The sequence below is a fragment of the Kocuria sp. WN036 genome, assembly GCF_002287015.1.
In the GTDB taxonomy this organism is placed as follows: domain Bacteria; phylum Actinomycetota; class Actinomycetes; order Actinomycetales; family Micrococcaceae; genus Kocuria; species Kocuria rosea.
Map to the genome: position 1 here is coordinate 65872 of NZ_NSKF01000008.1, position 19013 is coordinate 84884.

Here is a 19013-nt window from a genome sequence, read left to right on the forward strand (position 1 = left end):
CAAACGACATGAAAGCTCACTTTCAGGGAGATCAGATGATCGGCACCCCAGGATCTGCGAGCACCGCGTCCGCTCCGCTGTGGTCTGTGCTCCTGGTGCCCGCCCTGGGTGCGGCCACCGCGGCCTGCGGCGCAGCCCTGGACGGTGCGGGCGGCGTCCGCACCGGCGGGGGCCCGGACACCGGGACGCTGATCGGGCTCGCGGCGGCCGTGCTCGGCTGCGCCGTGGTGGCGGCCTGGATCCTGGCCACCGCCCTGGCGGTGCTCGCGGTGCTGGCAGGTCACCACCGCTGGGAGCGCCTGGCCGGGATCTGCGGGCGGTGCTCCCCCGCCCTGCTGCGCCGCGCGGCGGCCACGGCACTGGGCCTGCAGCTGCTCGCGGCCCCGGCGGCGGTCGCCGTCGATGCCCCCTCCCCGTTCTGGGGCGCCGGGGCGTCCGCGCAGGACTCGGCCCCCGCCGCGGAGGGGACGACGTCCGCCCCGGAGGAGACGACCCCCGCCCCGGAGGGGACGACGTCCGCCCCGGAGGAGACGACCCCCGCCGCGGAGGGGCCGACGTCCGCCCCGGAGGAGACGACCCCCGCCCCGGAGGCACCGGGCCCGGCGCCCGCCCCCGGACCCCGGCCCGGCCCCGACCGCGAGCCCGTCCCGGGCGGGGAGTCCGCCCCCGCGCCGTCGACGGATCCGGATCCCTGCTTCCGGCGGACCGGCCCCTCGGTGGCGGAGCGCACAGTGGACGGCGCCGTCACGGTCGTGCGCGGGGACACCCTGTGGTCCCTGGCCGCCGCCCACCTGGGCCCGGAGGCCTCCGACCAGCAGGTCGCCCGTGCATGGCCCCGCTGGTACGAGCTGAACCGGCCGGTGCTCCCGGACGGACCGCACCGGCTCCTGCCGGGTCAGCGGCTCGTCGTGCCCGGCGCCGGGGGGCCCTGACCCGCCCCGGCTCCGCGGCACCCCACCATCGACCCACCGCAGCACCGTTCCCAGGAGGCCCGTCATGAACGCACCCACCGCCGGTTCCGACCCCGTTGCCCGTCCGCTCGCGCCCGAGCGCGGACGCCCGGCGGCCGGGCCCCCCGCCCGCCGGGGGCGCCCGGCGCCGCCCACGGCCCCCGGCGGCTACACGTGGGGCGCCACGCGTGTGCTGGGCCACGACGCCGAGGACGAGCTGGGCCGGGTGACGGCCCTGGCCCGTTCCATCGGCCAGGCGGCCGTGGAGGTGCTGGGCGGGAGCCGGCCGGCGGCACAGCTGGGCCGCTGGACCACCCCGGAGATCGTGGAGCGCTTCCAGCAGCGCGCCGACATGCTCCGGCTGCTCCAGGAGCAGTTCGAGGGCAAGGCCGCGCTGCAGGAGCTGCACCGGAACCCCCACGTGCGCAGGTGCCGGGTCTGCCGGGTGGGCCGCGGGGTCTACGAGGTGGCCCTGGTGGTGGTCGAGCCGAGGCGCAGCCGGGCCGTGGCCATGCGGGTGGAGCGGCTGGGGCGGGGCTGGAGCGTGACGCAGCTCGAGGTCGGCTGACCCCGCCTCCCCGCCCCGGCGGACTGAGTCCCCGAGGGGCTCAGCCCCCCGGCGGACCCGGTCCGCCGGGGGGCTCAGCCCTCCGCGGACTCGGCGCTGGCGGCCCGGGCGCGAGCCCGGCGCCCGGCCCGGTTGGCGGACGCCGCGGCGGCGTCCGCGTCGTCCTCGCCGCGGCCCGCCGCGGTGGGCTCCGTGCGGGTCTGCGTGCCGCCGGTCTCGGCGGGCGCGGTGTATTGCAGGAAGCTGGGCTGGCGCGGGATCTGCAGGTCGACGGGCCCGCCGTCGGCGCCCACGCGCTGGCGGCGGATCTCCATCCGGTACAGGGTCGAGACCGTCTCCTCGCGGATCGCGCCCATCATCTCCTGGAACATCGCGTAGCCCTCGCGCTGGTACTCCACGAGCGGGTCGCGCTGGGCCATCGCCCGCAGGCCGATGCCCTCCTTGAGGTAGTCCATCTCGTAGAGGTGCTCGGGCCACTTGCGCCCGATGACCGACAGCAGCACGCGCCGCTCCAGGTTGCGCATGGCCTCCGCGCCCACCTCCTCCTCCCGCTGGTCGTAGACGAGGCGGGCGTCCGAGAGGATCTGCTCGCGCAGGAACTCCGCCGTGAGCCGCGTGCGGCCCCCGGCCTCCTCCACGACCTCGTCGACCGACAGGGTCACGGGGTAGATGGTGCGCAGGGACTCCCACAGGCCGTCGAGGTCCCAGTCCTCGGGGTGGCCGACCGCCGTGCGGTCCTGGACCGTGGAGGTGACCACCTCGTCGACGAACTGGACGATCTGCTCCTGGAGGTCGTCGCCCTCGAGGACCCGGCGGCGGTCGCGGTAGACCGCCTCGCGCTGGCGGTTGAGGACGTCGTCGTACTTGAGGACGTTCTTGCGCTGCTCGGCGTTGCGCCCCTCGACCTGGCTCTGCGCGGAGGCGATGGCGCGGGAGACGATCTTGTGCTCGAGCGCGGTGTCGTCCGGCGCCCCCGCCATGAGCCGCTGGGCGGCACCGGCGTTGAACAGCCGCATGAGGTCGTCCGCGAGGGAGAGGTAGAAGCGGGACTCGCCCGGGTCCCCCTGCCGCCCGGAGCGCCCGCGCAGCTGGTTGTCGATGCGCCGCGACTCGTGGCGCTCCGTGCCCAGGACGTAGAGACCGCCGACGTCGACCACCTCCTGGTGCTCGGCGCGGGTCTCCTCCTCGCAGCCGGCCACCACGTCCGGCCACACGCGCTCGTACTCCTCCGCGTCCCGCTGCGGGTCCAGGCCCTTCTCCCGCATCCGGTCCACGGCGTTGAACTCGGCGTTGCCGCCGAGCATGATGTCGGTGCCGCGGCCGGCCATGTTGGTGGCCACGGTCACCGCGCCCTTGCGGCCGGCCTGCGCGACGATCGCGGCCTCCCGGGCGTGGTTCTTCGCGTTGAGGACCTCGTGGCGGACGCCGCGCTGGGCGAGCAGCTTGGAGAGGTACTCGCTCTTCTCGACCGACACGGTGCCCACGAGGACCGGCTGGCCCTTCGCGTGCCGCTCCTCGATGTCCTTGACCACCGCGGCGAACTTCGCGACCTCGTTCTTGTAGACGAGGTCGGGGCGGTCGATGCGGACGAGGGGGCGGTGCGTCTCGATGGACACGACGCCCAGCCCGTAGGTGTTCATGAACTCCGCGGCCTCGGTCTCGGCGGTGCCGGTCATGCCCGCGAGCTTCTCGTAGAGGCGGAAGTAGTTCTGCAGGGTGACCGTGGCGAGGGTCTGGTTCTCCGCCTTGATCTCGACCCCCTCCTTCGCCTCGATGGCCTGGTGCATGCCCTCGTTGTAGCGGCGGCCGGCGAGGATGCGCCCGGTGTGCTCGTCGACGATCATGACCTCGCCCTTGAGCACCACGTAGTCCTTGTTGGCGCGGAAGAGCTCCTTGGCCTTGATGGCGTTGTTGAGGAAGCCGATGAGCGGGGTGTTCTGGGCCTCGTAGAGGTTGTCGATGCCGAGCCAGTCCTCGACCTTCTCGATCCCGGACTCGAGCACGCCGACGGTGCGCTTCTTCTCGTCCACCTCGTAGTCGGTGCCCGCGTCGAGCCGCTGCACGAGGCGGCCGAACTCGGTGTACCACCGGTTGGCCTCGCCGGAGGCGGGGCCGGAGATGATCAGCGGGGTCCGGGCCTCGTCGATGAGGATGGAGTCCACCTCGTCGACGATCGCGAAGCTGTGGCCGCGCTGCACGAGCTCCTCGGGGCTCCACGCCATGTTGTCGCGGAGGTAGTCGAAGCCGAACTCGTTGTTCGTGCCGTACGTGATGTCGGCGACGTATTGCTGGCGGCGGGTCGCCGGGTCCTGGTTGGCCAGCACCACGCCGGTCTCCATGCCCAGGAACCGGTAGACGCGCCCCATGAGGTTGGCCTGGTACTCGGCCAGGTAGTCGTTCACGGTGACGACGTGGACACCCTTGCCGGAGAGGGCGTTGAGGTAGGCGGGGGCCGTCGCCACGAGGGTCTTGCCCTCGCCGGTCTTCATCTCGGCGATGTTCCCGAGGTGCAGGGCGGCGCCGCCCATGAGCTGGACGTCGTAGTGGCGCTGGCCCAGGGTGCGGGACGCGGCCTCCCGGACCACGGCGAAGGCCTCGGGCAGCAGCCGGTCCAGGGACTCGCCGTCGGCGACCCGGGCGCGGAACGCGTCCGTCTCGGCGCGCAGCTCCGCGTCGCTGAGCCCCCGGAAGCCGTCCTCGAGGCTGTTGATGGCGGTCGTGTAGGACCGCAGCCTCGTCAGGACCTTCTTGTCTCCGGTCCTGAGGACTTTCTCCAGGAATGACGCCACGTGCACACGCTCCTCGTGTTCGACTGCCGTGCTGGGACTGATGGGGGGGGTGTCCGGCACCCGCTCCAGTCTACGGGAGCCGGTGCCGGTCTCCGGGCGCGGACGAGCCCGGTGGCCGCGACCACCGGGCTCTTCCGGGGCGGGACCCGGCCGGCACCCAGCCGGACGGGCCCGCCGTCACGGGGTGGGGTCAGCCGGCGGGCTCGGGCTGGTAGGCCCGGACGCTCTCCTCGGACTCCTCGCCGTTCTCGCTCAGGCTGATGACGCCGTAGCTCCAGCCCTTGCGGCGGTAGACCGCGGAGGGCTCGCCGGTCTCCTTGTCGACGAAGAGGTAGAAGTCGTGGCCGACGAGCTCCATGTGGTCGACGGCCTCGTCGACGCTCAGCTCGGAGGCCGGGAACCGCTTGCGCCGGATCTCGACGGGGGTGACCGCGTCGGTGAGGCTCACGCTCTGGTCGAACGCCTCCTGCTCGGCGGTCGCGAGCTCCGCGGCGGTGGTGTAGATGGGCCCGGAACTGGGGACCACGGGCAGGGCGCCGGTGGCCTCGTGAACGGCCGTGGGACGGTGGGCGCCGCGGTGCACCTTGCGGCGGTCGCGGGCCCGGCGAAGGCGCTCGAGGAGCTTGCTGTAGGCCTCGTCGAAGGCGGCGAACTTGTCGTCGCCGCGCGCCTCGGCCCGCAGGACGGGGCCGCGTCCGGAGACCGTGATCTCCACGCCCATCCCCTGGTGGCCGGGCAGCGCGTGGTCCTTGGTGACCTTGACATCAATGCGCTGGACCTTCTCGCCCAGCTCCTCGAACTTGACGACCTTCTCGGCGGCGTACTCCTTGAACCGCTCCGGTACGGCGACGTTGCGCCCCATGACGTTCAGTTCCATGATGCCCTCCAAATCTCGGGGGTGACGTGGGCGGATGGGGCCGCCCACCCGGGAGGATTGTTGCGTCCCGTGACTCAACGTTAGTTGAATCACACGGGATATTCACCCGGCCGGGCCGGACCCGAATCAGCGGTGAGCGGAACTGCCGGCGGCCGCACGGCGGCGAGCACCACCGCCCCGAGCACCTCGGCCCCGCCGGCCCGCAGTGCGCGGGCCGCCTCGCCGAGGGTCGCCCCCGTGGTGAGCACGTCGTCGACGACGACGCACCGGGCGCCGGGGGCCGCGGCGGCCCGCATGGACCCCGCGGGGCGGGCCCGCCGGCCCGCGGTGCCCAGCCGCTTCTGCGCCGGCCCGGTCAGCGAGGCCCCGGCCGCCCGGTGCCGCAGCCCGCGGCTGACGAGCGTGCCGGCAGGGAGCGCGCCGCGGCGCGCGCAGTCCTCGAGCAGCAGCCGCACGGGGTCGAACCAGCGCCGCCGCAGGGCCGCGGGGCTGGTGGGCACCGGGACGAGCAGCACGGGCCCCGCCGGCCAGCCTGGGGCGGCCGCGTGCAGGGCCGTGGCCAGGCAGGCGGCGAGCACGGGGACCAGGTCGGTGCGCCCGGTGCTCTTGAGCGCGAGCAGACAGGCGGCGAGTCCGTGGGCGTAGCGGCCGGCGGCGACGACGGACAGCGGCGGGTCGAGCAGCGGTGCGGCCGAGGACGCCTCGAAGGGGCGGGCGCAGGACCGGCGCAGCACCAGGCGGCAGGCACGGCACAGCGCGGTGCCCGGGGCGCGGCACACGGCGCACTCCACGGGCAGGAGCACCTCGGCGGCCTCGGCCAGCCGGTCGAGGGCGCGTGCGGCCGCCCGGTCGAGGGCGCGGGCGGTGGGCGGGGTCGCGGGCATGCGGCCATGCTGGCCCGTGCCGGACGGCCCGGCCGGGGTGCGGCCGAGGATCCGGACGGCCGGGGCTGTGGACCGCGGTCGGGCCCGGCGGGTGGTCAGCCGGCGAACGCCGTGTCCAGGACGTCCTCGCTCTGCGGCGCCCAGGCGTTGCCGGTGAGCATGTGCAGCGTGCCGCCGGCCACGGCGTAGACGGAGGACGTGCCGTTGCCCCCGCTGAGCCCGGTGAGGCCCTCGATGCCGGGCAGCTCGCGGAAGCGCCCGGACACGTCGTAGACGCGGGGCCGGACGGAGCCGGTGCCGCCGAGCGGGGCCGCGACGAACTCGCGGTCGCTGAGCCACAGGGCCGCGTCCGCGTCGACGTCCGCGGCCACCCGGAACGGCTCGTTGAGCCGGCGGGGCGTGCCGTCTGGCTCGCGCACCACACCGGTCAGCCAGATCTGGGAGACCCCTTCGTCCTCGGTGACGACGAGCGCCCGGGTGCCCCCGCGCGAGACCCGCAGGGACGTCACGGTCCGCGCGGCGAGCCACGATGCCTCGACGCGGACCGGGCTCCCGGCGCCCGGGACGGCGCGCACGGCCCGGACGGTCCCGGCGGAGTCCCCGGTCCACACCCACCCGTGCTCGTCGAAGCTCGGTCGGGTCAGGCCGGTCCCGCTGAACTGCTCCACGGGCTCCTCCTCCCGCGCCACGGTCACGAGCGAGCCGGTGCCCGTGTCCACGAACGCGAAGTGCTCGGCGGCGGCGTCCATCGCGGGGCTGGACGGGTGGTGGCCGTCCAGCGGCGGGATCCCGTCCACGTTCTCGGTCTGGCCGCCCTGGTAGAACACGAGGTCGCCCTCGCGCAGCCCGACCTGGCGGGACGGGACGGTGACGTCCTGGACGGGCGCGGCGTCCGTCCACCCCGCGCCCAGCTCCACGGGCGCCCCCTCGACGAGCAGCTCCACGTCGTTCACCGCGGTCAGCGACCGGAGGCTCAGCGCGAGCTGGTCGTGCATCCGGCGGTTGATCTCGATGTTCGCCGGGTCGAACTCGGGCACGCTGAGCTCCACCGTGGCGGTGCCGTCCCGCACGGGCACCGCCGAGCGGGCGAGCGTGGTGCCCGGCGGGAACGCCGAGGTCACGGCCCCCCGGAGGTAGGGCGCGGGGCCGCCGAGCAGGGCCCGCACGATCGACGTCGAGACGGGCACCCGGTCCGGGAACCAGCGGGGGTCGACCACCACGTTGGACAGGTCCTCGTCCGCGAAGTAGAGGTGGTGGGGCTCGAAGATGTCCTCGAAGTCGGCCGGGGTGAGCGCCGTGGCGTCGGGGGCGTCGGAGATCCGCCACTGGCCGTCCACCTGGACCACGTCGAAGTCGAGCACCTCGGTGGCGCCCGCCGGCTTGCGCTCGATCACGCCGCTGCCGTCCACCACGCTGTCCACCTCGAGGTTCACCCGGTACTCGTTGTCCTCGAGCCGGGGCACGGGCACGGCGTCGCCCCGGTGCACGAGGGTGCGCGCGTCGGGGTGCCAGGTGCCCGCGAGCTCGGGGGTGAGGTACTCGCGGGCCACGGAGTAGTCGTCGGCCACGCCCGTCCCGGCCGCGAGGAAGCCCCGCACGATCTGCTCCGGCGTCGCGCCCTCGCGGGGGCCGGCCGGCTCGACGTCGTAGCTCGGCTGGACCGCGGACCGGGTGGGCTCCGCGTGCCGGTGCACGGGTCCCGTCCGGGGAATGGCTCCGCAGCCGCCGAGCGCCACGGCCGCGGCCAGGGCCAGTGCTGCCGTGCGGGTCGGCCGCCGGGTCCTGCTCATGACCGGTCCTCCTCGACGTCGGTCGGCTGGGCCGCGGCGGGGGGCGCCGGCTCCGCCGCGGCCGCGGCCGCGGAGGCCAGGGCCAGGGTCCCCGTCCTGGTCACCACCGCGGTCTCCGGGTACGCGTCGGCGTCGGGCGGCAGACCGAGCGGGCTCTCGTCGTCGGGCACGAGCCGCCGTCCGCGGGTCCGGGGCAGGGTGAGCCGGAAGCACGCGCCCTCCCCCGGGGCGCCCCAGACGTCGAGCCGCCCGCCGTGCAGCCGCGTGTCCTCGGTGGCGATCGCGAGGCCCAGCCCCGTCCCGCCGGTCGTGCGGGCCCGGGCCGGGTCAGCGCGCCAGAAGCGGTTGAACGCCTTGGCGGCCTCCTCCTCGGTCATCCCGATGCCGTGGTCGCGCACCGCCACCGCCGCGGCCACCTCGGAGGCCCCCACCACGATGTCGATGGGCCGGCCCTCCCCGTGCTCGAGGGCGTTGACCACGAGGTTGCGCAGGATCCGCTCGATCCGCCGCTGGTCCCCCTGGACGGTGCAGCGGGACAGCTCCGAGCGCACCCGCACCGTGGAGCCGGACGAGACGGCGAGCGGGGCGGCGGCCTCCACGACGTCGTGCACGACCGAGAACAGCTCGACGCTGGCCACCTCGAGCCGCGCCGCCCCCGCGTCGAAGCGGGAGATCTCCAGCAGGTCGGCCAGCAGGGCGTCGAAGCGGTCCACCTGGTGGTAGAGCAGCTCGGCGGAGCGCCGGTTGACGGGGTCGAAGTCCTCGCGGGCGTTGAAGAGCACCTCGGCCGCCATCCGCACCGTGGTCAGCGGGGTGCGCAGCTCGTGGGAGACGTCCGAGACGAAGGTCTGCTGCATCGAGGAGAGCTGCTCGAGCTGGGTGATCTGGTCCTGCAGGCTGTCCGCCATGCGGTTGAAGGACCGGGCGAGACGGGCGACCTCGTGCGAGCCGCTGACGGGCATCCGCACGCCCAGGTCGCCGTCCGCGAGCTGCTCGGCCACGCGGGCGGTGCTGGACACGGGGCGGACCACTTCGCGGGTGACGTACCAGACGATCGCGCCCACGAGCAGCAGCAGGACGACCACCGACAGCAGCAGCACCGCGTGCATCGCGTCGAGGGTGCGCTGCGGCTCGGAGAAGTCGTAGACGAGGTAGAGCCCGTAGCGGCTGTTCTGGTAGAGGTCCACCACCGTGCCGACGACGATGACGGGGGCCTCCTCCCCGTTCTCCGTGACCCGGACCGAGGCGGGCTGCCAGAACACGCCGTCCTGCTCCGCGAGCCGCTCCTGCAGCTCCGGCGGCACGGTGCTCGAGGTCATCCAGGGGCTCTGGCTCTGCGCCGGGATGAGGGTCTGCCCGCTCGTGAAGTCCATCGGGAGCAGGATCCAGCGCTCCGTCTCCGCGCCGTCGACCGAGAGCGAGCCGAGGGTCGAGGCCACGAGCGCCTGCAGCTCGTCGCGGTCGGAGGCGTCCGAGGCGTCGAAGCTGGCCTGCACCTGCTCGAAGTCCGCGGTGGCCGAGGCGAGGACCTGGTCCAGCCGTTCCGAGAACAGCCGGTCCGCGATCTGGTGGGAGAGGAAGCTGCCCGTGACGAAGAAGGCCAGCGCGGTCAGGGAGAGGGACACGGCGATGGCCCGGAACTGCAGGGACTGCCGCCACCGGCGGGCCAGCAGGAGCCGCCCCAGCCGCAGCCGCCGGGTCGCGGCGCCGGCCGGCCCGCGGCGCCGGGAGGAGGCGGCGGCGTCCGGCGGGGTCATCGGGCGGACGTGCCCGCCTTGTAGCCGACTCCGCGCACGGTGACCACGATCTCGGGGCTCTCCGGATCCCGCTCGATCTTGGAGCGCAGCCGCTGCACGTGGACGTTGACGAGCCGCGTGTCGGCGGCGTGCTGGTAGCCCCAGACGTCGCGGAGCAGCATCTCGCGCGAGAACACCTGGTGCGGTGCGCGCGCCAGGGCGGTGAGCAGGTCGAACTCGAGCGGGGTGAGACCGATCTCGTGGTCCCCGCGGTGCACGCTGTGCCCGCTCACGTCGATGGTGAGGTCGCCGATCCGCAGCTCCTGCGAGTTGGCGCGCTCCACGGGGCGCAGCCGGGCCTTGACCCGGGCCACGAGCTCAGCGGGCTTGAAGGGCTTGGGCACGTAGTCGTCGGCCCCGGCCTCCAGACCGCGGACCACGTCGACGGTGTCCGACTTGGCGGTGAGCATGACGACCGGGACGTCGGAGATCGTGCGGATCTCGCGGCAGACCTGGATGCCGTCCTTGCCCGGGAGCATGAGGTCGAGCAGCAGCAGGTCCGGGCGCACGGCCCGGAAGGTGTCCACGGCGGTGGCACCGTCGTAGCAGAAGACGGGCTCGAAGCCCTCCGCGGTCAGGACGATCCCGATCATCTCCGACAGGGCGGCGTCGTCGTCGACGACCAGTATTCGCGCGTTCATCGCCTCTCCGGTGGTGTGGGGCGGGCCCGCCGGGGCGGGGGCCGCCGTGGCCCGGGGCGTCCGGGGCGTCGTGGCCAGGGTGTCCTGGGCGTCGTGGTGGACCGGGGTCCACCTGCATTGTGGCCGATTGCGGCCCGCCCCGCACCTCGGCGCGGAGTGTGTCGGTCCACCGGGTGGGACGGGCTCACGCGTCGGCGGCGGTCCGGGCCAGCGCGGAGGCGGTTCCGGTGACCCGCGCGAGGACCTCGCGCAGCTCGGCGGGGCCCAGGGCGTCGAGCTCCTCGCGCGGTGTGATCCGGACCCGGTCGAGGGCGGCGGCGGGCAGCCCGAGGTCCCGCCACACGGACCACACGTCCGCGGCGAGGGCGCGGGCCGTGCCGCCGGCCGCGGGGACGAGGCCCAGCCACAGCTGCATGCCGTCCTCGACGAGCGCGGCGAGCGGCTCCCAGTCGTGGACGGTGCCGGCGGGGGCCGGGACCTGCACGGCGTCCGCGCCGGTCTCCCGGGCGAGCCGGGGGTCGACCCCGGGCGGCAGCCGCAGGGTGACGCCGGCGGCGCCGGCCGACCGGCAGGCCTCGACGACGGCGGTGAGCGAGCGCCGTGCCTCCGCGGCGGGGACCGCGCGCAGCGTCCGGTAGCCGCTCATCGTGGGCAGGCCGCCCGCGAGCACCCGGGCGAGCTCGGGCTCGTCCAGCTGGACGAGGACGTCCCGACCGGGGGCCGCGGCGCGCACCGCGCGGACGTGCTCGAGGACGCCGGAGGCCAGGGAGTCCGCGATGTCGCGGCGGGCGCCGTGGTCCTTGAGCGCCCGCTCCCCCGCGTGCAGGTGGAGCCGGGCGGCCAGGCTGAGCGGGCCGACGAGCTGGGTCTTGACCGGGGCGTCGTCGGGGCCGCTCTCGGCGCCGATCACGTCGGCGAGCACGTTGACGTCGCCGGCCAGCAGCGCCCGGGCGGACCGGGAGTCCTTGCCGGGCACCCCGGAGACGCGCAGCCCGTGGGGCTGCCGGTCCGCGTACAGGTCGTCGAGCACCGCGGCGGTGCGGGCCACGGGGTCGGCGGCCGCACCGCGGGCGGGCAGGACGGGCAGGAACGAGATGTGCGGGGCCCCGAGCTCGCCGCGCAGCAGCGTGACGGACTCGACGACGTCCGTGCCCGGCATCGCGCCGAGGGCCGTGCCCACGACGCCGGGGACGTCGGGGTCGGTGCGCCGGGGGCCGGGCGGGGCGCTGCGGGTCACGGGCGGTCGTCGTCCTGCCGCCGGTGGTCCTCGGAGAGGGCCACGTGGTGGCGGATGACCTCGCTGATGATGAAGTTCAGGAACTTCTCCGCGAACTCGGGGTCGAGCTGTGCGGAGGCCGCGAGCGCCCGGAGGCGGCCGATCTGGGCGGCCTCGCGGTCCGGGTCGCCGGCGGGCAGGCCGTGGGTCGCCTTGAGGACGCCGACGCGCTGGGTCGCCTTGAACCGCTCGGCGAGCAGGTGCACCAGGGCCGCGTCGATGTTGTCGATGGTGCCGCGGATGGACTGCAGCTCGGCGAGCACGCGGGGGTCGGCCTGCTCCTGGAGCGAGGACGCGGTGGCGTCGAAGTCCTGGTGGGCCCGGACGTCGGCGGAGGCGTGGGGATGCGGTGCGGTCATGGCCGCCAGTCTATCGGGCGGGATCGGGCCGGCCCGCACCACCCGGGACGTCGGGGCGGGCCAGCGAGTGGGCGCGGTCGACCGTGGCCTGGCCGAGGACCCGGGTGCCCTGGTAGAGCACGACCGACTGTCCGGGGGCCACGCCGCGCATCGGCTCATCGAGCCGGACCACGAGCTCGGGCAGCGGGCCGCCGTCCCCCTCGACGAGCTCGAGATGGGCCCGGGCGGGGACGGGGTCCCCGTGCGCCCGGACCTGGGCGAGGACGGGGAACGGGGCCGACGCCGCCCCGGCCGCGGCCCCGGGCCGCAGGAGCGGCGCCGCCTCGGGCACGGGCGCCCCGGCCCAGGAGGGGCGGATCCCGCGCAGCTCGTCGACCGCCAGCATCGCCTGCGGGCCCACCACGACCTCGTTGGTCCGCGGCCGGATCTCCAGGACGAAGCGCGGCTTGCCGTCGGGGGCCGGGGTGCCGATGCGCAGGCCCTTGCGCTGGCCCACCGTGAACGCGTTGGCGCCGGAGTGGGTGCCGACCACGTTGCCCTCGACGTCCTTGATCTCGCCCTCGGTCATCTCGATGCGCTCCGCGAGCCAGCCGCGGGTGTCGCCGTCGGGGATGAAGCAGATGTCGTGGGAGTCGGGCTTGCTCGCCACGGACAGCCCGCGGCGGGCGGCCTCGGCCCGCACCTCGGCCTTGGACGGGGTGTCGGCCAGCGGGAGCAGCACGTGCTCGAGCTGCTCGGCCGTGAGGACGCCGAGGACGTAGGACTGGTCCTTCGCCCAGTCCGCCGCGCGGTGCAGCTCCCGGCCGCCGGCGGGGTCCTCGACCACCTTGGCGTAGTGCCCGGTGCACACGGCGTCGAAGCCCAGGGCGAGGGCCTTCTCGAGCAGGGCGGCGAACTTGATCTTCTCGTTGCACCGCAGGCACGGGTTGGGCGTGCGTCCGGCCGCGTACTCCGCGACGAAGTCGTCGACGACGTCGGCCTGGAAGCGCTCGGAGAAGTCCCACACGTAGTACGGGATGCCCAGGACGTCGGCGGCGCGCCAGGCGTCCCGGGAGTCCTCGATCGTGCAGCAGCCCCGGGAACCGGTGCGCAGGGTGCCGGGCGTGCGCGAGAGGGCCAGGTGCACGCCCGTCACGTCGTGGCCGGCGTCGACGGCGCGGGCCGCCGCCACGGCCGAGTCGACGCCGCCGCTCATGGCTGCCAGTACTCGCACGGTGAGATCGTCTCCAGGGGTCGGGGTCGTGGTCCGTGGCGTCAACGGGGCGCGGCCGGCCGGTATTCCCGGGCCGCGGCGGGGCGGGTCCCGCGGGCCCCGCCGGTGCGGGATCGGACCGGCGCGGGATCGGACCGGCGCGGGGTCGACCGTTGCTGGCTCAGACGGGCGCCGCGCCGGAGAGCCCGGCGCGCAGCGCCCGCCGGTGGACCTCGGGCAGCGCGGCGAGCAGGGCGTCGACGTCGGCGCCCGTGCTCGTGCGGCCCAGGCTGAAGCGCTGCGCACCGCGCGCGGTGGCCTCGTCCAGGCCCATGGCCAGCAGCACGGAGGACGCGCGGGGCACCCCGGCGTGGCAGGCCGAGCCGGTGGAGGAGGCGATCCCGGCGCCGTCCAGCAGGAACAGGAGGGAGTCGCCCTCGCACCCGGGGAAGGTGAAGTGGGCGTTGCCGGGCAGCCGGGCGCCCGTGTGCTCCCGGTCCTCCGGTCCGCGCAGCACGGCGTCCGGCACGATCCGGCGCACGCCCTCAACCAGCCGGTCGCGCAGGCCCGCGAGCCGCTCCTGCTCGGTCTCCCGCTCCGCGGCGGCCTCACGGGCCGCAACCCCGAAGCCGGCGAGCGCGGCGGCGTCGAGGGTGCCGGAGCGCACCGTGCGCTCCTGCCCGCCCCCGTGCTGGACGGGCGCCAGCCCCACCGTGCGCCCGGCCACGAGGGCCCCGGCACCCACCGGTCCGCCCACCTTGTGGGCCGAGACGGCCAGCGTGGTGAGCCCCGGCAGGTGCGCGTCGACGGGCAGCGCGCCGAAGGCCTGCACGGCGTCGCAGTGGAAGGGGACCCCGAACTCCTCCGCGAGGGCGGCGATCTCCGCGACGGGCTGGACGGTGCCCACCTCGTTGTTGGCCCACATGACGGCCAGCAGCGCGGTGGCGCCCGGGTCGCGGGCCAGTTCCTCCCGCACGGCGGCCGGGTCCACGCGGCCGGCCGCGTCGACGGGCAGCCAGACGGCCTCGGCGCCCTCGTGGGCGGCCAGCCACTCGACGGTGTCGGACACCGCGGCGTGCTCCACCGCGGAGACGAGGACGCGGCGGCGGCGGGGGTCCTGCTCCCGCCGGTGCCGGTACAGGCCCTGGACGGCCAGGTTGTCGGCCTCGGTGCCCCCGGAGGTGAAGACCACCTCGACGGGCTCCGCGCCCAGGGCCGCGGCGACGTCCTCGCGGGCCTGCTCGACGACGGCGCGCGCCGCGCGGCCGGGGCGGTGCAGCGAGGACGGGTTGCCGCCGCGGGCCAGCTGCTCGGCGACCGCGGCGAGCGCGGAGGGCCGGAGGGGCGCGGTGGCGGCGTGGTCGAGGTAGACGGGCTCGTGCGGCACGGACTCCAGTCTAGGGCCCCGGCCCGGGCGTGCGTCCGGCGTCCGTAGACTGGCGGCCATGCTCCGCATCCTCTTCCACACCCCCGAGATCCCGGGCAACACCGGCAACGCGATCCGCCTCGCCGCGGTCACCGGGGCCGAGCTGCACCTCGTGGAGCCGCTGGGCTTCGACTTCGGCTCCGCGCACCTGCGCCGGGCCGGCCTCGACTACCACGACCTCGCGGTGCTGACCGTCCACCCGGACCTGGACGCGGCCTGGGCCGCCCTGGCCCCGGAACGGGTCTGGGCGTTCACCACCGACGGCGAGGTCTCGCACACGGACGTGGCCTACCGCCCCGGGGACGTGCTGCTGTTCGGACCCGAGTCGGTGGGCCTGCCCGCCGCGGTGAAGGCTGACCCGCACGTCACCGCGCGGGTCCGCATCCCCATGCTGCCGGCCCGGAGGTCGCTGAACCTCGCGAACTCGGCGTCCATCGCCGTCTACGAGGCCTGGCGCCAGTTGGGCTTCGCGGGCGCCGGGAGCTAGCCCCGGCGACCGGCCGCCCGCTGGGGCCCGCCGCTCACTGCTGCTCCTCGGCGTCCCCGACCGTCACGTCCGCGGTGCGCTCCTCGCCGTCCCGCACGAACGTCATCGTCCCGGTCCCACCGGCGGGCAGCTCACGCACGGCCGCCGTCAGGGAGCTCGCGTCCTGGATGCGGTGGCCGTCGAACTCCGTGATCACGTCGCCCACCTCCAGTCCGGCCTCGTCGGCCGGCGAGCCGGGCACGACCTGCTCCACCGCGGCGCCGTCGGAGAAGGCCCGGCTCCGGCCGTCCGCGCCCGGGGCGGCGCTCACGCTCGTACCGAGGTAGCCGTGCGTGGCCCGGCCGTTGTTGATGATCTCCACGGCCACCCGCTGGGCGGTGTCGACGGGGATCGAGAAGCCCACGCCGATGTTGCCGGCCTCCGTGCCAGAACCGGCCGAGGCGATGGCCACGTTGATCCCGATCACCTCGCCGTCCGTGTCGATCAGCGGCCCGCCGGAGTTGCCGGGGTTGATGGCCGCGTCGGTCTGGATCACGTTGAGGAACACCGACGGCGAGGATCCCTGCGAGCGGCCGCCGGAGCCGCCGTCCTCGTCGGGGAAGTTGAAGAAGAAGTCGTTGCCGCCGCCCTGCTCCTCGCCCTCGCCGTCGCCCTCCGACGGCGTGGACGGCGCGGCGGAGGAGGCCACCGTGATGGTCCGGTTGAGGGTGGAGACGATCCCGTCGGTCACCGTGCCCGCGAGGCCCAGCGGCGCGCCGATCGCGATGGCCGTGTCGCCCACGTTCACGTCGTCCAGGGAGCCCAGGGTCGCCGGGGTCAGCCCCTGGGCGTCGACCTTGAGCACCGCGAGGTCGGACAGCGGGTCGGTGCCGACCACCTCGGCCGGCAGCACCCTGCCGTCGTCGAGCTGCACCTCGAGGGAGGGGCTGCTCGTGGTCCCGTCGAGGGTCACCACGTGCGTGTTGGTGAGGATGTGGCCCTCGTCGTCGATGATCACCCCCGAGCCGGAGCCGTTCTGACCGCCGCCGGACGCGGAGATCGTCACCACGGACGGGGACGCCTTCACGGCCGCCGCGGTGACCGCGTTCACCTCGTCCTGGTCGTTGACGATGACCGAGCTGGACGTCGACCCGCCCGCCGCCGGTGCCGCGCCGCCGCCGTCCAGCAGGGCGTCCGTCCCGACGGCCGCCCCCGCCCCCACCAGTGCGGCCAGGACCATGCCCGTCACGAGCGATCCCCCCGAGAAGCGCCGCCGCTCCCGGCGGCCCCCGGTGCCGCTCCCGGTGCCGTTCCCCCACGGGTGCCGGGCGGCGGGGTCCCCGGCGCCCTGCCACGCCCCGGCGTAGGGGCCCGCGTCATGGCCGCCGGCCTGCGGTGCCCCGTGGCCGGCGCGCGCGTCCTGCTCGGCGCCGGACGCCCACGGGTCGTGGGCCGGACGGCCGTAGACGGGCGGGAGGGGCTGCGTGAGCTGTGGATCGGCACCGTACCGTGGGTCGCGGGGCTCGGACATGGGGGTCTCCTCCTGGAAACGGACGGGCCCGGCGGTCCCCGGTGCGGACGGGGTGGCACGGGCGGCTCTGTCCCCAAGTATCCACGTCCGCACTGAGACGACGCTGAGAGCCCTGGCCGTTCCCCGGGCGCCGCCCGGACGGCGGCCGGGGACCGCCGGGGCCCGCCCGCAGGTCATCAGCCGCCTTGTGGTTTCGCCCTGCGCGTAGGTCCGGCGCCGATCGCCACGCCGTGACGCCCTCGCCCTAGAATCGGGAGCACCGACCACGTGAGGGAGATCATGCACTGGCGCCCCATTGCCCGCCGGACCGCCGCCGGCTGCGGCCTGACGCTCGCCCTGTTCGTACCCGCGGGAGCGGCTCTCGCCCAGCCGCCCGTCGACGTGCCCCCGGGCGAGCGGATCGTCGACGAGTCCGGGGTGCTGGAGGATCCCTCCGCGCTGGCCGCGGACGTGCGCGAGCTCGCCACCCAGGAGGGGATCACCCTCACCGCCGTGTTCGTCGACACCTTCACCGACCCCTCGGATCCCGACGAGTGGCTGCAGGAGTTCGCCGAGCTCAACGGGCTCGGCAGCTCGGACGCGGTGCTGGTCGTCGCCACGGAGGACCGGCAGCAGCGCTTCTCCGCGTACTCCACGGGGCCCCTCAGCACCGAGCAGCAGGAGCGCATCAACCGGCAGTTCATCACCCCGGCGCTCGCGGCCGACGACTGGGACGGCGCGGTCGAGGGGGCCGTCGAGGGCATCGAGACCGAGCTCTCCGGCGCCCCCGCCGGGACCGGGGAGAGCTCGGACGGGGGCGGCGCGGGCTTCGGCCTGCTCGGTCTCGGGGCGCTCGGCCTCGGCGGGCTCGCCGTCTACGGCATGGCCTCCCGCAACAAGAAGCGCCGGCAGCAGGGGTCCGCCCCGCAGGGCGGGCCCGGCGGCCGGGGCGCTCCGCAGGGTCCCGCCGGCCCCTACCAGGAGGTCCCGGTGCCGGAGCTGCGCAAGCGGGCCGGGGAGCTGCTGGTGTCCACCGACAACGCCATCCAGCACTCCGAGCAGGAGCTGGCCTTCGCCCAGCTGCAGTACGGGGACGAGCAGGTCGAGCCGTTCCGCCGCGCCGTCCAGGACGCCAAGAAGCACATGCAGGCCTCCTTCGCCCTCCAGCAGCAGCTCGAGGACCACATCCCCGACACCGAGGAGCAGCAGCGCGCCTGGCTCGGCGAGATTATCGCCCGCTCCCAGGACGCCCAGCGCCCGCTCCAGGAGCACCAGGAGGCGTTCAGCTCGCTGCGCCAACTGGAGTCCCGCGCCCCGCAGGCGCTCGAGGAGGTGCGGCGCCAGGCCGAGGCCGTGCGCCCCCGCTTCGGCACGGCCGACGCCCGGCTGCGGGAGCTCACCGCCCGCTACAACGACACGGCGCTCGCCCCCGTCAAGGACAACATCGACCAGGCCCGGGACCGGCTCGACTTCGTGGACACCGCCGTGGAGGAGGCCCGCACCGACCTCGCCGCCGGGCGCACGAGCGACGCCGTGCTGGACATCCGCGCCGCCGAGGAGGGCGTGGGGCAGGCCGGGGGCCTGCTCGACGCCGTGGAGCACGCGGCCACCGAGCTCGCCCACGCCGAGGAGTCCCTCAAGGACGCCGTGACCATCGCCCAGCGGGACGTCGCCGAGGCGGACGCCCTCGTCCGGCGCGGCTCCAACCCGGAGCTCGCCGGGGCCGTCGCCGGCGTCGGCGCCGTCCTGCGCACCGTCGAGGAGCAGATGGGCGCGGGACGGATCGACCCGCTCGGCCTGAGCCGGCGTCTGGCCGTGGCCAAGGACGAGCTCGACAAGGGGCTCGCGTCGGTGCGCTCCCAGAACGACCGGGACCGCTCCGCGCGGGAGACCCTCGCCCACACCCTCGTCTCCGCGCAGGCCCAGCTGAGCTCGGCGAGCGAGTACATCTGGGCCCGCCGCGGCGGTGTCGGCCCGGAGGCGCGCACCCGCCTCGCGGAGGCCGAGCGCTACCTGGAGGCCGCCCAGCAGGCCCGGAAGTCGGACCCCTCCGAGGCGCTGACCTGCGCCAACGAGGCCGTCCGGCTCGCCGGCGAGGCCCAGTACATCGCCCAGCAGGACGTCGACTCCTTCTCCTACGGCGGCTTCGGCACGCCCGTGGGAATGGGCGGCCACCGGGGCCGCTCCAACAGCGGTCTGGGCGGCGCGATGCTCGGCGGCATCCTCCTCGGCTCGATCCTCAACGGCGGGGGCGGAGGCTTCGGCGGTGGCGGCGGAGGCTTCGGCGGCAGCTTCGGCGGCGGGTTCGGCGGCGGGGGCGGAGGCTTCGGCGGCGGCATCGGCGGAAGCTTCTGATCCGCGCCGACGGGCGCCCGCCGCCGCCGGACGGGCACCGCGCACCGCCGCCCCTCTGACCCTCGTCCGCCCCGTGACCCCTGACCGACCCACCGTCCCCGACCGACCCACGATCCCGGGAGCCCCTCCCGGGA

Annotated in this window: 15 protein-coding genes; 4 read left to right on the forward strand and 11 right to left on the reverse strand. The window is 75.3% G+C overall.

Annotation, left to right across the window (positions count from 1 at the left end; all coding sequences use genetic code 11):
- Positions 1 to 35 precede the first annotated feature (35 nt).
- Positions 36 to 932 carry a LysM peptidoglycan-binding domain-containing protein gene (locus CK505_RS07150; RefSeq protein WP_141246788.1) on the forward strand — a complete coding sequence of 299 codons (897 nt, stop codon included), beginning with the start codon at positions 36 to 38 and terminating at the stop codon, positions 930 to 932.
- Between the two features lie 64 nt (positions 933 to 996).
- Positions 997 to 1518 (forward strand): Rv3235 family protein, encoded by a 522-nt coding sequence (locus CK505_RS07155; protein ID WP_035927346.1) that lies wholly within the window; start codon positions 997 to 999, stop codon positions 1516 to 1518.
- Between the two features lie 74 nt (positions 1519 to 1592).
- On the opposite strand, the gene secA is transcribed toward CK505_RS07155, so the two are convergent.
- The 10 genes from secA to CK505_RS07205 form a co-directional block, all read right to left on the reverse strand.
- On the reverse strand, positions 1593 to 4307 hold the full coding sequence (secA, locus tag CK505_RS07160; protein ID WP_095650645.1) for a preprotein translocase subunit SecA: 2715 nt from the start codon (positions 4305 to 4307) through the stop codon (positions 1593 to 1595).
- A gap of 190 nt (positions 4308 to 4497) precedes the next feature.
- Complete coding sequence (gene raiA, locus CK505_RS07165; protein WP_017833627.1) at positions 4498 to 5184, reverse strand: ribosome-associated translation inhibitor RaiA; 687 nt, start codon at positions 5182 to 5184, stop codon at positions 4498 to 4500.
- Positions 5185 to 5273: 89 nt separating this feature from the next.
- Positions 5274 to 6068 carry a ComF family protein gene (locus CK505_RS07170; RefSeq protein WP_095650622.1) on the reverse strand — a complete coding sequence of 265 codons (795 nt, stop codon included), beginning with the start codon at positions 6066 to 6068 and terminating at the stop codon, positions 5274 to 5276.
- 95 nt (positions 6069 to 6163) lie between these two features.
- Complete coding sequence (locus CK505_RS07175) at positions 6164 to 7858, reverse strand: LpqB family beta-propeller domain-containing protein (RefSeq protein ID WP_095650623.1); 1695 nt, start codon at positions 7856 to 7858, stop codon at positions 6164 to 6166.
- Positions 7855 to 9615 carry an MtrAB system histidine kinase MtrB gene (gene mtrB / locus CK505_RS07180; RefSeq protein WP_095650624.1) on the reverse strand — a complete coding sequence of 587 codons (1761 nt, stop codon included), beginning with the start codon at positions 9613 to 9615 and terminating at the stop codon, positions 7855 to 7857. Before mtrB ends, CK505_RS07175 begins: the two co-directional genes overlap by 4 nt.
- The gene (gene mtrA, locus CK505_RS07185; protein WP_017833623.1) at positions 9612 to 10295 is read right to left on the reverse strand and encodes an MtrAB system response regulator MtrA; all 684 of its coding nucleotides are present in this window, start codon (positions 10293 to 10295) and stop codon (positions 9612 to 9614) included. Before mtrA ends, mtrB begins: the two co-directional genes overlap by 4 nt.
- Positions 10296 to 10479: 184 nt before the next feature.
- Complete coding sequence (locus CK505_RS07190; protein WP_017833622.1) at positions 10480 to 11532, reverse strand: hypothetical protein; 1053 nt, start codon at positions 11530 to 11532, stop codon at positions 10480 to 10482.
- Positions 11529 to 11930 (reverse strand): chorismate mutase, encoded by a 402-nt coding sequence (locus CK505_RS07195; RefSeq protein WP_017833621.1) that lies wholly within the window; start codon positions 11928 to 11930, stop codon positions 11529 to 11531. Before CK505_RS07195 ends, CK505_RS07190 begins: the two co-directional genes overlap by 4 nt.
- Before the next feature lie 10 nt (positions 11931 to 11940).
- Complete coding sequence (gene mnmA / locus CK505_RS07200) at positions 11941 to 13143, reverse strand: tRNA 2-thiouridine(34) synthase MnmA (protein WP_095650625.1); 1203 nt, start codon at positions 13141 to 13143, stop codon at positions 11941 to 11943.
- A 160-nt stretch (positions 13144 to 13303) separates the two neighbouring features.
- Positions 13304 to 14509: a cysteine desulfurase family protein gene (locus CK505_RS07205; protein WP_095650626.1), complete on the reverse strand. Its 1206-nt coding sequence runs from the start codon at positions 14507 to 14509 to the stop codon at positions 13304 to 13306.
- A gap of 58 nt (positions 14510 to 14567) precedes the next feature.
- On the opposite strand from CK505_RS07205, the gene CK505_RS07210 reads away from it, so the two are divergent.
- A complete protein-coding gene (locus CK505_RS07210; protein WP_017833618.1) occupies positions 14568 to 15035 on the forward strand; it encodes a tRNA (cytidine(34)-2'-O)-methyltransferase in 468 nt (155 codons plus the stop codon).
- 34 nt (positions 15036 to 15069) lie between these two features.
- Here the strand turns inward: CK505_RS07210 and CK505_RS07215 are convergent, their stop codons facing one another.
- A complete protein-coding gene (locus CK505_RS07215; protein WP_095650627.1) occupies positions 15070 to 16545 on the reverse strand; it encodes a S1C family serine protease in 1476 nt (491 codons plus the stop codon).
- 279 nt (positions 16546 to 16824) lie between these two features.
- Between CK505_RS07215 and CK505_RS07220 the strand changes: the two genes are divergently transcribed.
- Positions 16825 to 18879 carry a YgcG family protein gene (locus tag CK505_RS07220; protein ID WP_095650646.1) on the forward strand — a complete coding sequence of 685 codons (2055 nt, stop codon included), beginning with the start codon at positions 16825 to 16827 and terminating at the stop codon, positions 18877 to 18879.
- Positions 18880 to 19013 lie beyond the last annotated feature (134 nt).

Bases quoted from the DNA above. Each gene is read 5' to 3' on its own strand.
- raiA (WP_017833627.1), bottom strand. From the start codon at position 5,184: ATGGAACTGAACGTCATGGGGCGCAACGTCGCCGTACCGGAGCGGTTC.
- CK505_RS07175 (WP_095650623.1), bottom strand. From the start codon at position 7,858: ATGAGCAGGACCCGGCGGCCGACCCGCACGGCAGCACTGGCCCTGGCC.
- mtrA (WP_017833623.1), bottom strand. From the start codon at position 10,295: ATGAACGCGCGAATACTGGTCGTCGACGACGACGCCGCCCTGTCGGAG.
- mtrB (WP_095650624.1), bottom strand. From the start codon at position 9,615: ATGACCCCGCCGGACGCCGCCGCCTCCTCCCGGCGCCGCGGGCCGGCC.
- CK505_RS07155 (WP_035927346.1), top strand. From the start codon at position 997: ATGAACGCACCCACCGCCGGTTCCGACCCCGTTGCCCGTCCGCTCGCG.
- CK505_RS07150 (WP_141246788.1), top strand. From the start codon at position 36: ATGATCGGCACCCCAGGATCTGCGAGCACCGCGTCCGCTCCGCTGTGG.
- CK505_RS07220 (WP_095650646.1), top strand. From the start codon at position 16,825: ATGCACTGGCGCCCCATTGCCCGCCGGACCGCCGCCGGCTGCGGCCTG.
- CK505_RS07210 (WP_017833618.1), top strand. From the start codon at position 14,568: ATGCTCCGCATCCTCTTCCACACCCCCGAGATCCCGGGCAACACCGGC.
- CK505_RS07195 (WP_017833621.1), bottom strand. From the start codon at position 11,930: ATGACCGCACCGCATCCCCACGCCTCCGCCGACGTCCGGGCCCACCAG.
- CK505_RS07170 (WP_095650622.1), bottom strand. From the start codon at position 6,068: ATGCCCGCGACCCCGCCCACCGCCCGCGCCCTCGACCGGGCGGCCGCA.
- CK505_RS07215 (WP_095650627.1), bottom strand. From the start codon at position 16,545: ATGTCCGAGCCCCGCGACCCACGGTACGGTGCCGATCCACAGCTCACG.